The organism is Rhizobium sp. WCS2018Hpa-16 (genome assembly GCF_031843705.1).
Taxonomy (GTDB): Bacteria; Pseudomonadota; Alphaproteobacteria; order Rhizobiales; family Rhizobiaceae; genus Agrobacterium; species Agrobacterium tumefaciens_C.
The window spans coordinates 1,138,015-1,151,784 of record NZ_JAVTIX010000001.1; the positions used below are offsets into that span (position 1 = coordinate 1,138,015).

A 13,770-nucleotide genomic window follows, 5' to 3' on the forward strand; every position below is an offset into this window, starting at 1 on the left:
TCAGGCAGCAGCCTTTTTGCCGAGCAATTTTGCCGCCTGGATCTGAACCAGGGTATCGAGGTTCTGATTGACGCGGCAATAGAACTCCTCGTCGATGAACGGGCGCAGCATGAAGTCATTGCCGCCCGCTTTCAGGAAACGGGCTGACAAAAGCCGATTGTTAGATGAAGAAACGCCGATGATGCGCAATTCATGCGAGCCGCGCATGGTGCGGATGCGACGTGTCAATTCAAAGCCATCAATATCAGGCATGTTGTAGTCAGTCACAACAAGGCCGATGTCAGGATTCTTGCGCAGGATTTCCAGCGCTTTTGCACCGTTTTCAGCAAGGCTGACGCGGAAGTTGTAACGCTTCAGGCGGCTAGACAACAAGGCGCGTGCGGTTGGGCTGTCGTCGACGATCAACACGTGGTGGCGATGGTTCGTAAGGAAGCGGCAAACGGATTCAGTCAACATATCGACTGCGAACACATTGTCCTTGAGAATATAATCGACCACTTCCTTGGTGATCAGCTTTTCGCGCGTATCTTCGTGGAAGGTGCTTGTGAAAACGATCGTGGGAATGGATAGATCAACGAGGTATTCCAGAGCTTCGCCGTTTTCTGCGCCGGGGAGATTGATGTTGGACACAGCAAGTGTGACCTCTTCCGAAGAATGCTCATAGCATTCCTGCAGTTCTTCGAAGTTCCGGCAGATCTCTACAGTTAGACCAAGCAATTCATGCAGCCGTCCGCCGATCATTTGGGTGAAAACGTTTGAGTCTTCAGCAAGCAATATTCTTGTGTTTTCAAATGCGACGCCGGCATACTGCATGCCTGTTATACCTAGAAAATTCATAGTGCCCCCAAAGACCAAACCAGCTTTGAGATAGACAATACACTCTGATATTTTCAGAATAATTAATCCACAGCCGACTTGCGAACTATGGTTACCTATTCGCAAACCATTTTTTCTACCGATAAGCAGAAACTTCAGACCGTCATTAGCTTCAACGTGTCGACAACTTTCTGGAAATCGTAAGGCTTAGGAAAGAAAACGCTGCGGGCCGGAAGCGACTCGTCGGATGGTGTGTTATGCCCAGATGTGACGACAATACCAAGAGGTGTGTTGCCAGCCCTTGCCCAGTGCGCAAGTCCCACGCCATTCATGCAGCCTGGCATATCAACATCGGTAAACAGAACGTCGATGTCGTTGCGGCTTTCCATAATTTCTATTGCCTGATCGGCTCCGGTTGCCTCGACAGCGTCGAAGCCCGCATCCTCCACCAGATCAACCGCCATCATTCGTAAGAGCGGGTCGTCCTCCACGACAAGCACCACTTGTCTGGCATATGCGTTGCGCTGTCCCATGGCTACTACCACCTGTTTTTACATCCAAGCGTCGTATCGTCGAGAGTTCGTGACCTTGGATAGAACAACGCCCACCTGAGCCGCCTGTTCCTTCAGGTCCGGCTGAATCAGGCCTGATCGATCTCCAATATGGGACAGCAACGGCGAAATTCGCCCTATTTCATTCCTGTCAAAGCTCAGACTGAACGGGTAAGTCCTCCATCGACGCGCAAATTCTGACCCGTGATGGAACACGCACTTCTCGATGCAAAAAAAACCAGTAACAGCGATTTTTTAGCTTTTCGCAGGGCGCTGCTTCGGCGTTACCGCGCTACTTGAGCCACCCGGCAATGCGGCCCACCGCTTCGGCAATGTCGGACACCGAACCGGCATAGGAAAACCGCAATGCGCGGTGGCCTTCTAGCGGGTCAAAATCCATGCCGGGAGTCGCTGCAACGTCGATTTCTGCCAGCATTCGTTTGGCAAACTCCATGCTGTCATTGGAGTATCGACTGGTATCGACATAGGCGTAAAAAGCGCCGTCCATCGGCGATGCCAGGGGCAGACCAAGCTCCGGTAGGCGGGTCAACAGAAAGTCACGGTTGGTGCGATAGCTTTCCTTGTAGACATCCAGCTCCTCCTCTGCGGAAAAAGCCGCAGTGGCAGCCAACTGCGACAATTCGGGAGCGGAAATGTACAAGCTCTGCGCCAGACATTCGACGGGACGGATCAGCTTTTCCGGCAAGACCATCCAGCCAATACGCCAGCCGGTCATGCAATAATATTTGGAAAACGAATTGATGACGATGGCATTATCGCTCACCTCAACCGCACTCGTCTCATCACCGACAAATGTCAGGCCATGATAGATTTCATCTGAGATGAACGCGATATCGCGGCTGTCACAATAGGACATCAGGCGTTTCAAGGCCTCGCGCCCGGTCACGGTTCCTGTCGGGTTTGCAGGGCTGGCCAACAACACGCCTTTGAGCTTGCATCCAGCCTTGGTTTCGGCACGCTCAAGGCTGGCGGGCGTCAATGTGTAACCCGTCTCGGCCGTTACCGGCACTTCAACGACCTTAAGCCCCAGCGCTTTGAGAATGTTACGATAGGCAGGATAACCCGGACGCGCGATGGCGACCGCGTCGCTGGGATCAAACAGAGCCAGAAAAGCAAGATTGAAACCAGCCGAGGAGCCGGTGGTGACGGCAATGCGTGCAGGATCCACGATCGCACCATGGCGTAGCCTGTAGCTGGCGGCGATGGCCTCACGAAGCTCGCGAAGGCCCAGAGCATCCGTATAGCCAATGCGTCCATGCTTGAGAGCGGCTTCGGCGGCTTCCAGCGAAGCGCGTGGCGCGGAATGTGAAGGCTGCCCCACAGCCATGGAAATAACCGGGCGTCCTGCTTGTCTTCGCCTGTTTGCTTCCGCCAGAATATCCATGGCGTGAAATGGCTCGACAGCGCTTCGCTTGGACAACGTTATCAATGCATGCTCTTTCTTCGAAAACCGTCGGACATTTGCCGCATTATTGCGGTCTTCACAATGGCGGGATCGCAACGGATCGATTTAATTTGCGATGTCTGAATCGCAGCTAATAGGGTAGATGCGTGGGACTACAGAATCACCATTTTGCAACAAAACGATGAGGACCGACATGGCACCCTTCTTAAAATCCACGGCTTTTGCCTGCATGACGGCCCTTTCAACTGTTTTCATATCCCTGCCCGCGCATGCGCTGGATGAGCAGCAGAAAAAAGAGTTCGGCGCCTTCATCAAGGAATACCTGATCGAGAACCCCGAGATCATGCTGGAAGTTCAGGAAGCGCTCGAGCGCAAGCAATATGAAACGCGTAATGCCAAAGCTGCGGACGCCGTCGCTGGCAACGAGAAGGCATTGTTCCAATCGAAATACGACTTGTCCATTGGCAACCCGAACGGCGATGTCACATTGGTCGAGTTCTTCGACTACAATTGTGGCTATTGCAAACGCGCCATGGCTGACGTGGACACCATTCTGAAGACCGACAAGAAGGTTCGTTTCGTCCTTAAGGAATTCCCGATCCTCGGGCCTGAATCGGTCGAGGCCCATAAAGTCTCCAACGCCGTCAAGTTGATCGCGCCGGAAAAATACCCTGAGTTCCAGCGCACCCTGCTTGGAAGCTCTGGCCGCGCCAATGAAGAAAGTGCCATTGAAGTCGCAACATCGCTTGGCTTGAAGGAAGCGGACATCCGTAAATCCATGGCTGAAAACAAAAATGATGCGCAGGTCAAAGAAGCCTATCAGCTTGCGACAGAGCTCGGCATCACCGGCACACCTTCTTACGTCATTGGTAATGAGGCCGTATTTGGCGCAGTCGGCGCGGCGCCGCTCAGCGAGAAAATTGCTAACATGCGGACATGCGGCAAGGCGACCTGCTCGTAATTCGGTGTAAATCGACGCGTAAGGCCCCGAAAATTAAGGACAACAAGTGGTTTGAGCGCTTCGGGGCTTTTCCTTCGCCTTTGCGCGGTCTATAGGTGGCGCTGATTTTTTGGCGGAACGACAAATGAGCAACACAATCTTCGTCCTCAATGGACCCAATCTCAACATGTTGGGAAAACGGGAACCTGGTATTTATGGCGGCAAGACGCTGAAGGACATTGAGAACGACTGTGTGAGAGCTGGCGAAGAGCTTGGCTTCTCCGTCGAGTGCCATCAGTCAAACCACGAAGGCGCACTGGTCGACCTGCTGCATGAGGCTGGCGAACGTGCGGCAGGTGTCATCATCAATCCCGGTGCCTATGGGCACACGTCAATTGCCTTGCACGACGCCATTCGCGCCATATCGGTTCCGGTCGTGGAAGTTCACATTTCCAACATACACGCACGTGAAGAATTCCGTCATAAATCGATGATAGCGCCAGCCGCCAAAGGCATGGTCTGTGGCTTCGGACCTTACGGCTACATCATGGCTCTCAACGCTTTGAAGAATATCACGGCATAAAAGAAACAATCAGAATAGGGTTTGTCATGTCAGAAAAGAAACACGGTATCGACAAGGAACTGATCCGCGACCTCGCGAACATTCTCAACGACACCGACCTTTCCGAGATCGAAGTCGAGCAGGACGATCTGCGCATTCGCGTCTCCCGTGCAGCACCTGCGCCGATTTACGCAACAGCACCCACACAGTACGCACCTGCTCCTGCCGTCGCACCAGTTGCTGCAGCACCCGCAGTCGCACCTGGCATGGCTGCACCTGCTGCGCCTGCCCGCAACCCGGCCAACACGGTCACGTCGCCCATGGTTGGCACCGTCTACCTGTCGTCCGCTCCTGGCGCACGCCCGTTCGTTGAAGTCGGCGCCACCGTCAAGGAAGGCCAGACGCTTCTGATCGTTGAAGCCATGAAGACCATGAACCAGATCCCGGCTCCAAAGTCTGGCAAGGTGACAGAAATCATCGTGAACGACTCGCAGCCAGTGGAGTATGGTGAAGCCCTCGTGGTCATCGAATAAGGGCTCATTTCATGGTATCCAAGATCCTCATCGCCAATCGCGGCGAAATCGCCCTTCGCGTTCTGCGCGCTGCCAAGGAGCTAGGCATTCCAACTGTTGCCGTGCATTCCACGGCTGACGCAGATGCCATGCATGTGCGCCTTGCCGACGAAAGTGTCTGCATCGGCCCGCCACCTTCGCGTGACAGCTACCTGAACATCCACCAGATCGTTGCCGCCTGCGAAATCACGGGCGCTGACGCCGTTCACCCCGGTTACGGCTTCCTTTCTGAAAATGCGAAGTTCGCGGATATCCTGGATGCGCACGGCATCACCTTCATCGGGCCGACCGCCGACCACATCCGTATCATGGGCGACAAAATCACTGCCAAGCAGACCGCTCTTGAACTCGGAATTCCCGTAGTTCCCGGCTCTGATGGCGAAGTGAAACCTGAGAACGCCTTGGAAATTGCCCGTAAGATCGGCTTCCCCGTTCTCATCAAGGCAACAGCCGGTGGTGGCGGACGCGGCATGAAGGTTGCGAAAGACGAATCGGAAGTCGAAGAAGCCGTTTCCACGGCACGTTCCGAAGCGCTTGCCGCTTTCGGTAACGACGCCGTCTACATGGAAAAATATCTCGGCAAGCCGCGCCATATCGAGGTGCAGGTTTTCGGTGACGGAGAAGGCAAGGCCATTCACCTGGGTGAACGCGATTGCTCGCTTCAGCGCCGCCACCAGAAGGTTCTCGAAGAAGCCAATTCACCCGCGTTGACGGTTGAGCAGCGCATGAAAATCGGCGAGATTTGCGCTGATGCGATGCGCAAGCTGAAATATCGCGGTGCCGGCACCATCGAGTTCCTCTATGAAAACGGCGAATTCTATTTCATCGAAATGAACACCCGTCTTCAGGTGGAGCATCCGGTCACGGAAGCGATCACCGGCATGGATCTTGTGCAGGAACAGATTCGCGTTGCCTCCGGCCAGGGCCTTTCGGTCACGCAGGATGAGGTCAAGTTCAATGGCCATGCCATCGAATGCCGCATCAACGCCGAAGACCCACGTACTTTCGTGCCATCTCCGGGTACGCTGACCTATTTCCACACGCCCGGCGGTCTCGGCGTTCGTGTCGATTCAGGCGCTTATCAGGGCTACAAGATCCCGCCATATTACGACAGCATGATCGGCAAGCTGATCGTGCATGGTCGTAACCGTGACGAGTGCATTCGCCGCCTTCGTCGCGCACTCGACGAGTTCGTCGTGGACGGTATCAAGACCACCCTGCCGCTGTTTCAGGATCTTCTACAAAACGAAGACATTCTGAAGGGCGACTACGACATTCACTGGCTGGAAAAATATCTGGCCGGCGACGCGAAGTAAGAGATGGGCAGGCGCAGCAGAAATAACGATATAGACGTCGATATTCTGCTGCGCGCCTATTCCATCGGCCTGTTTCCAATGGCCGATTCGGCAGATGACCCGGAACTGTTTTGGATAGAGCCGGAAATGCGGGGCATCATTCCGCTTGATAATTTTCATGTCTCCAAAAGCTTGGCCAAAGCCATCCGAAAAAGCCAATTTGAAATCCGCTTCGATACGAATTTCGAAGGCGTGATGGCCTCATGCGCTCAGGAAGCGCCCGACCGCCCCAGCACTTGGATCAACAAAACAATCCGTCGCCTTTACACCGAACTTCATGAGATCGGCCACGCCCACAGCGTGGAAGCATGGGACGGCGATGAGCTTGTCGGCGGTCTATACGGGGTGTCTCTAGGCTCTGCATTTTTTGGCGAGAGCATGTTTTCCAGACGCACGAATGCCTCGAAAATCTGCCTCGTGCATCTTGTCGAGCATTTGAACACAAAAGGCTTCACGCTGCTCGATACGCAGTTCACGACGGATCATCTGAAGACGTTTGGCGCCATCGATGTCCCCAAAGCGGAATATGCGAAAATGCTGGAACCAGCGGTTAACCGCCCAGATCTCGACTTTTAAGATGTTAGATTATTTGCTCGCGGCCGCCGGTGCGGGCACATCCGATTCTTGCTTGCAGTTGGTCAGCCACACGTCATAGATCGGGTGCTCAACGGCATTGAGGCCGGGGCTGTCTGCAAACATCCAGCCCGTGAATATCCGCTTTATCTTGCGATCAAGCGTGATCTCATCGACTTCGATAAATGCATCGATTTTCTGCGCTTCGGTGTCGTCACGCGAATAGCAGACTTTGGGCGTAACCTGAAGCGCGCCGAACTGCACCGTCTCATTCAGATAAACGTCAAACGACGTGATGCGACCTGTGATTTTGTCGATACCGGAAAAAACCGCAACGCGATTTTCAATTCGGGCGGCGGAAGCGGGAAATGCAAAGCCAGCGATTGCCGAGAGCGTCAGAACCGACATAGCCAGTGCACGCAAAGAACCATCTCGCGTGAATTTTCCCATATGGATCCGTCTCCAGAAATATTGCCCCCGCGACGTTAGCGGAAGTTCAACGCCTACAGGCGGAATGTGGCAAAAACGGGTGACAATGACGCGCGGATATTAGACATAAGCGCGCCACGCACCAAGGCAATCAGTTACCGGGTGTCCAGGCATCGTAGTCGCCGGTTACGCGCGGACGCTCGCCTGCAACGGCCAAAGAACCCTGCGGGCGATAGGCCTGCGACGTGCCAGTCATGTTTGGCTGGTGCGGCTTCTGCCATTCGCGCACCGCATAGCTTTCCTGGCTTGGCGGAACATCCGTGCGGTAATGCATCCAGCCATGCCAGCCGGGCGTGATTGCAGACGCGTCGGCATAACCGTTATAGATCACCCAGCGGCGCGGCATGCCCCAAGATGTCGTGCCGCCCTCATAGTAGGTATTGCCCAACTCATCCTGTCCAACCTTCTTACCGAAACGCCATGTGTGAAAGCGTGTTCCGATTGTCTGGCCGTTCCACCAGGTGAAGATTTGCGTCAGGAGAGTCTTCATTGTCAATTCCTCGGCTGTGAGTGCACCGCAGCGATCAAATGTGCGCAGCACAGCACAAGCTTATGCCGCTCCACGCATCAATTGTCCAGTATTTCCAACATTCAGTGTCGCTATTTCAGCGTCATTCCAAGCCAGACAAGTCGATCGCACGCTTATCTTGCTAGCGTCTTTTCCATCGCAATGCCGGGCAAGCCGGCAACACCTGCCATCCGCTCGACCCGGTCAACCTCTGTGAAGCCGAGGCCCTCATAGAAGGCTATCGCGACCGAATTTTTTGGCTCAACCTCAAGACGCATAATCTCTGCATCAGGGAAGCATGTTTCCAGTTCTGCAAAAATATCGCGCCCGACACCCTGCCGCTGAAAATGTGGATCGACATAGAGCTGATGCAACAGTGCGGTCTTCGACATGTTGCTCGACATGGCGGCATACCCCATACCGCCAATGCGCTTTCCATCGTCCGCAACAAGAAACTCGCCACCCTTTTTCTGGACGCGCTCTTTCATCGCGGCTGGCGAGTGCCACTCGGTAATCAATTGACTAACCCGCGGCGCGCCATAAATCGCATCATAAGTCGCATGCCACGTTCGAGCCAGAAGCGCCCTCACCGGCTCAATATCGCGCTCACTGGCGGTGCGTATGAAAAACACCATGAACCTCCGTCGCAGAATGAAAACGCCGGGAGTAATCCCGGCGCAAAGAATGTTTTTGACTGCTTTGTCCCCTCGCCGTCATCACCGGGAAAAGTCCCGGCACAACGGCTAGGGCACGTTCTATTCCTCGATGCCCAGTTTGGCCTTAACCAGATCCTGCACGGCTTGCGGGTTGGCCTTGCCGCCCGTGGCCTTCATCACCTGCCCGACGAACCAGCCGGCCAGCGTTGGCTTCGCCTTGACCTTCTCAACCTGATCCGGGTTTGCAGCAATGATTTCATCCACGGCCTTCTCGATGGCGCCCGTGTCAGTGACCTGTTTCATGCCTCTGGCATCAACAATCTCAGCCGGGTTGCCGCCTTCGTTCCAGACGATTTCGAAAAGGTCCTTGGCAATCTTGCCAGAGATTGTGTTCGCCTTGATCAGATCAATGATTCCGCCGAGCTGATCGGCAGAAATCGGTGTTTCTTCAATGCTCTTGCTGGACTTGTTCAACGCGCCCAGGAGATCGTTGATGACCCAGTTTGCAGCGATCTTGCCATCTCGTCCTTCGGCCACCACCTCGTAATAATCAGCAATGGCCTTTTCAGAAACCAGGATCGATGCGTCATAGACCGACAGACCAAGCTCACGCACAAAACGCGCCTTTTTGTCATCTGGCAGTTCTGGAAGGTCTTTGCCCATCTTTTCGATGAAGGCATCGTCGAATTCTAGCGGCAACAGGTCCGGGTCTGGGAAATAGCGGTAGTCATGCGCATCTTCCTTGGAGCGCATCGAGCGTGTCTCGCCCTTGCCGGGATCGAACAGGCGGGTTTCCTGATCGATAGAACCGCCATCTTCGAGAATCGCAATCTGGCGGCGCGCCTCGTATTCGATGGCCTGACCGATAAACCTGATGGAATTGACGTTCTTGATTTCGCAGCGCGTGCCAAACTCGCCGCCCGGCTTGCGGACAGAAACGTTCACGTCGGCACGCATGGAGCCTTCGTCCATGTTGCCGTCGCAGGTGCCGAGGTAACGCACGATAGACCGCAGCTTCGTCATATAGGCCTTGGCCTCGTCAGATGAGCGCATGTCAGGCTTCGACACGATTTCCATCAGTGCAACGCCGGAACGGTTCAAATCCACGTAGGACATTGTCGGATGCTGGTCGTGCATCGACTTGCCCGCATCCTGCTCCAGATGGAGGCGCTCGATGCCGATCTCGATGTCTTCGAAGTTGCCCTGACGGTCAGGACCCAGCGAGATGATAATCTTGCCTTCGCCAACGATGGGGTCCTTGAACTGCGAAATCTGATAGCCCTGCGGCAAATCCGGGTAGAAATAGTTCTTGCGATCGAAGATGGATCGCTTGTTGATCTGCGCCTTGAGCCCGAGGCCCGTACGCACGGCTTGCGCCACGCATTCCTCGTTGATGACGGGCAGCATGCCGGGCATGGCGGCATCCACCAGAGATACATTTGAGTTCGGTGCATTGCCGAAGGTCGTGGACGCGCCCGAAAACAGCTTGGAATTGGAAAGAACCTGAGCGTGAACTTCCATGCCGATGACGATTTCCCAATCGCCGGTCGCGCCGGGAATGAAGCGTTTTGGGTCTGGTGTGCGCACGTCTACAAGGGTCATATCAAGCTCATAAAATACGGAATTTCTGTCTATGCTGAGGTAGAACAATTGGCACCGAGGCGCAAGGCTTGTCGCGCAGCACAGGCCGAGGCCTCCCGATTTCGACACGCCGGGCACCAATTTTTTACAATTTTCACGTCCATTGCCAGCATGATGACCCTCGCATTGGCACTCGCCACCTACCTTGCTTTCAACATCCTAGTCTTCCTCACCTATTGGTGGGACAAGCAGGCAGCCCGAAAGGGAAGCTGGCGCGCGCATGAAAGCACGTTACTGTGGCTGGCTTTTCTGGGTGGAAGTGTGGGCGTGGTGCTGGCGCAGAGATTGCTGCGTCATAAAACCCACAAGGAGCCGTTTCGCAGTTACCTGCTTGCAATCATCGTGGTTCAGATCGGACTCATCCTGTCCCTGCTGACTGCTGCGAACTGGAAGAACTGAAGGCAATGGCTCAAAAGCCGAAGCCATAACCCGTCACATTCATGTCAATGAGTTGTTTTTGCAAGCCGACAGACTGAACTTCACGGTCAAGCTTGGTTGAATACTTCATCGAGAACCAGCTGACACTGTAACCGTGTTTTCTGAAGAAAGAGACTGCCTGATTGTTCTGTGCATGACTTTCAAGCTCGGCAACGGGCAAGCCGCGCTCCACGATCTGCTGTTCGAGTTTGGCCAGTAACGCTGTGCCAACACCTTGACGTTGGTGGGCCGGATCGACCCAGAAATCGCTTATCATCTCATCGAAATGTTCACGCGCAGCCCAACCGACAACGACACCCCGCACCTCTGCAAGCGTTATCGCCTGCCAGGTTGAAAATGCGAAACTCTCGAATGCGGCGCGGGCATTGTCACGCAATGCTTCTGTCACGCCAATTGCCGTTGTGGCGTTTGTCCAGGCACGAAGCCCGATGCTTGCCAGCACCGCTGCGTCCGCCTCTTTGGCCGCGCGAATAAGGATCACAAGCTGTCTCCATCTGTGGTTCGAAAGCCGCGCAGATAAAGCTTGGGTGAAAGCCGCCACCTTGCAGCGACAGCCTTCGCTTTCAAATCATGCAAGATGCCGATCAGGTCCGCTCGATGCGGATGACCTGCGGCTCATTGACAAGATACTTCTCGCTCTTGATGGCTTTGACGGCCTTACGGATCGCATCTTCCATCGTCGCGTGAGTCACGAGGATGATGGTTTGCGAGCCACCTTCGCTTTGAACGCGCGAATGCTGCACGATGGATTCCAGCGAAATGTTGTTTTCCGCCATGCGTGTTGCGATGCTGGCGAAGACGCCGGCCTTGTCCTTCACCGTCAAACGAATGAAATAGCCGCCCTCATGGCTCTTCATCTTGGCGCGGCGGTATTCTGTCAAGGATTTGGCAGGGCGACCAAGAACCGGCACCTGCTGCGCGCCGGGGCGGCTCTTGGCAATATCGGCAATGTCACCCAACACGGCAGATGCCGTGGCGCTGCCGCCTGCGCCGGGACCAACCATCAGCAACTCGCCGAGAATATCCGACTCGACGGCAACGGCATTGGTCACGCCATCAACCTGCGCAATAACAGAATCTAGCGGCACCATGGTGGGGTGAACGCGCTGCTCGATACCGGATTCGGTCACCTGCGCCACGCCAAGCAGCTTGATGCGATAACCAAGATCGGCAGCAGCCTGAATATCCTCGATGGAAATATTCGAAATGCCTTCGAGATAGATGTCATCGGCCGAAATCTGGCAGCCAAAGGCCAATGTCGTCAGGATTGCGAGCTTGTGGGCGGTGTCGTTGCCCTCGATATCGAATGCAGGATCGGCCTCGGCATAACCCAGGCGCTGCGCTTCCTTCAGGCAGGCCTCGAAAGAGAGCCCTTCCTTTTCCATCTTGGTCAGGATGTAATTGCAGGTGCCGTTCATGATGCCGTAAATGCGCGACACATTGTTGCCGGTCAGCGATTCGCGCAGGGCCTTGATGATAGGAATGCCGCCAGCCACTGCCGCTTCGAAGTTAAGCAGCGCGCCTCTCTCTTCCGCGAGAATGGCAAGCTCAACGCCATGTTTGGCAAGCAGCGCCTTATTGGCTGTTACCACATGGACGCCGCGCGACAATGCCGCACGGACCGCATTCTCTGCAGCACCGGAAGCGCCACCAACGAGTTCCACCAGAACATCGATTTCGGCATTTTTAGCCATGTCTTCTGGCGTATCGAACCAAGTAATACCGGCAAGATCCAGACCACGATCACGCGAATGATCACGTGCGCTGACTGCAATAATCTCGATTGCGCGTCCGCAGGTAATCGCAAGTTCGTTGCTTCTCTGCTGAAGGATGCGCACGAGCGAAGAGCCGACAGTGCCGAGTCCCGCTATGCCGATTCTCAATGAATCTGCCATTGGTATATTCCTGATTTGCTGACATGGAGAGGTGGCCAGAAGCGGCCACCCGGTTGGTGCCCTTAACGGTGGGCGTTAAGCGAAACGACGTTGTGCAATGTGTCGTCCGCTGTCGCCAGAAAGCGCTTCAAATTGCGCGCTGCCTGGCGAATTCGGTGCTCGTTCTCAACCAGAGCCAAGCGAACGTAATCGTCGCCCATTTCACCGAAGCCCACACCTGGAGCAACGGCGATATCGGCCTTCTCGACCAGAAGCTTGGAAAACTCCAGCGATCCCAAATGGCGGAACTTCTCTGGAATTTTAGCCCATGCGAACATCGTGGCGGCTGGCGGCGGAACCTCGAAGCCTGCCTTGCCAAATGTATCGACCATAACATCACGGCGACGGCGATATACGCTGCGCACTTCTGCGATATCGGAACCATCACCGTTCAGTGCGTGGGTCGCAGCAACCTGAATTGGCGTGAATGCGCCATAGTCCAGATAGGATTTCACACGCGTTAGCGCGCTGATCAGCCGCTCATTGCCAACGGCAAAGCCCATGCGCCAGCCCGGCATGGAGAATGTCTTGGACATGGAGGTGAACTCGACAGCGACGTCCATGGCTCCGGGCACTTCCAGAACCGAAGGCGGCGGGTTGTTGTCGTCAAAATAGATCTCGGAATAGGCAAGGTCCGAAAGCACGATCAGATCATGCTTCTTGGCGAAGGCAATGATATCGCGATAGAAATCCAGCGACGCAACATGCGCGGTCGGGTTGGACGGATAGTTGATGATGAGCGCAAGCGGCTTCGGGATGGAGTGGCGCACCGCGCGCTCCAGGGGACCGAAAAAGGTTTCATCCGGCTCGACATTCATGGAGCGAATAACGCCGCCTGCCATCAGAAAGCCGAAGGCATGGATCGGATAGGTCGGGTTTGGACACAGAATGACATCGCCCGGCGCGGTAATGGCCTGCGCCATATTGGCGAAGCCTTCCTTTGAACCAAGGGTGGCAACAACCTGAGTATCGGGATTGAGCTTCACACCGAAACGGCGCGCGTAATAGGCAGCCTGCGCGCGGCGAAGGCCGGGAATGCCCTTGGACGAAGAATAGCGATGCGTGCGCGGGTCCTGAACCACTTCGCACAGCTTGTCGACAATGGCCTTTGGCGTTGGAAGATCAGGATTGCCCATGCCAAGGTCAATGATGTCAGCACCACCCGCTCGCGCGCTCGCTTTCAAACGGTTGACCTGTTCGAACACGTATTGCGGCAGACGCTTGACCTTGTGAAACTCTTCCATCTTTTCCTCGTGGACATGAACCGAACGACCGGCTCACAAAAGCATTCGTTTTTTGATTCCAGATA

16 protein-coding genes and 1 pseudogene are annotated in these 13,770 nt (G+C 54.9%); 6 read left to right on the forward strand and 11 right to left on the reverse strand.

The window, feature by feature from the left end; all coding sequences use genetic code 11:
- The 4 genes and pseudogenes from RQI55_RS05715 to RQI55_RS05730 form a co-directional block, all read right to left on the reverse strand.
- Window positions 1–837 carry a response regulator gene (locus RQI55_RS05715; protein WP_042619596.1) on the reverse strand — a complete coding sequence of 279 codons (837 nt, stop codon included), beginning with the start codon at window positions 835–837 and terminating at the stop codon, window positions 1–3.
- Window positions 838–971: 134 nt separating this feature from the next.
- Complete coding sequence (locus RQI55_RS05720; RefSeq protein WP_243256119.1) at window positions 972–1,349, reverse strand: response regulator; 378 nt, start codon at window positions 1,347–1,349, stop codon at window positions 972–974.
- A gap of 176 nt (window positions 1,350–1,525) precedes the next feature.
- A pseudogene (locus RQI55_RS24210) lies at window positions 1,526–1,603 on the reverse strand (3-oxoacyl-ACP reductase); the annotation flags it as partial.
- A gap of 56 nt (window positions 1,604–1,659) precedes the next feature.
- Window positions 1,660–2,772 (reverse strand): pyridoxal phosphate-dependent aminotransferase, encoded by a 1,113-nt coding sequence (locus RQI55_RS05730; protein WP_409233699.1) that lies wholly within the window; start codon window positions 2,770–2,772, stop codon window positions 1,660–1,662.
- 214 nt (window positions 2,773–2,986) lie between these two features.
- Here RQI55_RS05730 and RQI55_RS05735 point away from each other — a divergent pair, with 214 nt between their 5' ends.
- From RQI55_RS05735 to aat, 5 genes are all read left to right on the forward strand, one after another.
- Window positions 2,987–3,754 (forward strand): DsbA family protein, encoded by a 768-nt coding sequence (locus tag RQI55_RS05735; RefSeq protein ID WP_243256120.1) that lies wholly within the window; start codon window positions 2,987–2,989, stop codon window positions 3,752–3,754.
- A 124-nt stretch (window positions 3,755–3,878) separates the two neighbouring features.
- Window positions 3,879–4,316 (forward strand): type II 3-dehydroquinate dehydratase, encoded by a 438-nt coding sequence (gene aroQ, locus RQI55_RS05740; RefSeq protein ID WP_192066455.1) that lies wholly within the window; start codon window positions 3,879–3,881, stop codon window positions 4,314–4,316.
- A 26-nt stretch (window positions 4,317–4,342) separates the two neighbouring features.
- On the forward strand, window positions 4,343–4,828 hold the full coding sequence (gene accB, locus RQI55_RS05745; RefSeq protein ID WP_243256121.1) for an acetyl-CoA carboxylase biotin carboxyl carrier protein: 486 nt from the start codon (window positions 4,343–4,345) through the stop codon (window positions 4,826–4,828).
- Between the two features lie 11 nt (window positions 4,829–4,839).
- On the forward strand, window positions 4,840–6,183 hold the full coding sequence (gene accC, locus RQI55_RS05750) for an acetyl-CoA carboxylase biotin carboxylase subunit (protein WP_243256122.1): 1,344 nt from the start codon (window positions 4,840–4,842) through the stop codon (window positions 6,181–6,183).
- A gap of 3 nt (window positions 6,184–6,186) precedes the next feature.
- On the forward strand, window positions 6,187–6,798 hold the full coding sequence (gene aat / locus RQI55_RS05755) for a leucyl/phenylalanyl-tRNA--protein transferase (RefSeq protein WP_311272074.1): 612 nt from the start codon (window positions 6,187–6,189) through the stop codon (window positions 6,796–6,798).
- 9 nt (window positions 6,799–6,807) lie between these two features.
- Here the strand turns inward: aat and RQI55_RS05760 are convergent, their stop codons facing one another.
- The 4 genes from RQI55_RS05760 to gatB form a co-directional block, all read right to left on the reverse strand.
- Window positions 6,808–7,245 carry a DUF2155 domain-containing protein gene (locus RQI55_RS05760; protein ID WP_042619604.1) on the reverse strand — a complete coding sequence of 146 codons (438 nt, stop codon included), beginning with the start codon at window positions 7,243–7,245 and terminating at the stop codon, window positions 6,808–6,810.
- 130 nt (window positions 7,246–7,375) lie between these two features.
- Window positions 7,376–7,774, reverse strand: coding sequence for an NADH:ubiquinone oxidoreductase subunit NDUFA12 (locus RQI55_RS05765; RefSeq protein ID WP_243256124.1), 399 nt, complete (start codon window positions 7,772–7,774; stop codon window positions 7,376–7,378).
- Between the two features lie 152 nt (window positions 7,775–7,926).
- Complete coding sequence (locus RQI55_RS05770; protein WP_243256965.1) at window positions 7,927–8,424, reverse strand: GNAT family N-acetyltransferase; 498 nt, start codon at window positions 8,422–8,424, stop codon at window positions 7,927–7,929.
- A 123-nt stretch (window positions 8,425–8,547) separates the two neighbouring features.
- Window positions 8,548–10,050, reverse strand: coding sequence for an Asp-tRNA(Asn)/Glu-tRNA(Gln) amidotransferase subunit GatB (gene gatB / locus RQI55_RS05775; protein WP_243256125.1), 1,503 nt, complete (start codon window positions 10,048–10,050; stop codon window positions 8,548–8,550).
- Window positions 10,051–10,098: 48 nt separating this feature from the next.
- On the opposite strand from gatB, the gene RQI55_RS05780 reads away from it, so the two are divergent.
- Window positions 10,099–10,488: a DUF1294 domain-containing protein gene (locus RQI55_RS05780; protein ID WP_311272073.1), complete on the forward strand. Its 390-nt coding sequence runs from the start codon at window positions 10,099–10,101 to the stop codon at window positions 10,486–10,488.
- Window positions 10,489–10,498: 10 nt separating this feature from the next.
- On the opposite strand, the gene RQI55_RS05785 is transcribed toward RQI55_RS05780, so the two are convergent.
- The 3 genes from RQI55_RS05785 to RQI55_RS05795 form a co-directional block, all read right to left on the reverse strand.
- Window positions 10,499–11,008 carry a GNAT family N-acetyltransferase gene (locus RQI55_RS05785; protein WP_243256126.1) on the reverse strand — a complete coding sequence of 170 codons (510 nt, stop codon included), beginning with the start codon at window positions 11,006–11,008 and terminating at the stop codon, window positions 10,499–10,501.
- Window positions 11,009–11,111: 103 nt separating this feature from the next.
- The gene (locus RQI55_RS05790) at window positions 11,112–12,422 is read right to left on the reverse strand and encodes a homoserine dehydrogenase (RefSeq protein ID WP_243256127.1); all 1,311 of its coding nucleotides are present in this window, start codon (window positions 12,420–12,422) and stop codon (window positions 11,112–11,114) included.
- 62 nt (window positions 12,423–12,484) lie between these two features.
- Entirely contained in the window at window positions 12,485–13,705 is a 1,221-nt protein-coding gene (locus tag RQI55_RS05795; RefSeq protein ID WP_243256128.1) for an LL-diaminopimelate aminotransferase, read from the reverse strand.
- Between the last annotated feature and the right edge of the window lie 65 nt (window positions 13,706–13,770).

Bases quoted from the DNA above. Each gene is read 5' to 3' on its own strand.
- accB (WP_243256121.1), top strand. From the start codon at position 4,343: ATGTCAGAAAAGAAACACGGTATCGACAAGGAACTGATCCGCGACCTC.
- RQI55_RS05795 (WP_243256128.1), bottom strand. From the start codon at position 13,705: ATGGAAGAGTTTCACAAGGTCAAGCGTCTGCCGCAATACGTGTTCGAA.
- RQI55_RS05790 (WP_243256127.1), bottom strand. From the start codon at position 12,422: ATGGCAGATTCATTGAGAATCGGCATAGCGGGACTCGGCACTGTCGGC.
- RQI55_RS05735 (WP_243256120.1), top strand. From the start codon at position 2,987: ATGGCACCCTTCTTAAAATCCACGGCTTTTGCCTGCATGACGGCCCTT.
- RQI55_RS05730 (WP_409233699.1), bottom strand. From the start codon at position 2,772: ATGGATATTCTGGCGGAAGCAAACAGGCGAAGACAAGCAGGACGCCCG.
- RQI55_RS05715 (WP_042619596.1), bottom strand. From the start codon at position 837: ATGAATTTTCTAGGTATAACAGGCATGCAGTATGCCGGCGTCGCATTT.
- RQI55_RS05720 (WP_243256119.1), bottom strand. From the start codon at position 1,349: ATGGGACAGCGCAACGCATATGCCAGACAAGTGGTGCTTGTCGTGGAG.
- aat (WP_311272074.1), top strand. From the start codon at position 6,187: ATGGGCAGGCGCAGCAGAAATAACGATATAGACGTCGATATTCTGCTG.
- RQI55_RS05760 (WP_042619604.1), bottom strand. From the start codon at position 7,245: ATGGGAAAATTCACGCGAGATGGTTCTTTGCGTGCACTGGCTATGTCG.
- accC (WP_243256122.1), top strand. From the start codon at position 4,840: ATGGTATCCAAGATCCTCATCGCCAATCGCGGCGAAATCGCCCTTCGC.
- aroQ (WP_192066455.1), top strand. From the start codon at position 3,879: ATGAGCAACACAATCTTCGTCCTCAATGGACCCAATCTCAACATGTTG.
- gatB (WP_243256125.1), bottom strand. From the start codon at position 10,050: ATGACCCTTGTAGACGTGCGCACACCAGACCCAAAACGCTTCATTCCC.
- RQI55_RS05765 (WP_243256124.1), bottom strand. From the start codon at position 7,774: ATGAAGACTCTCCTGACGCAAATCTTCACCTGGTGGAACGGCCAGACA.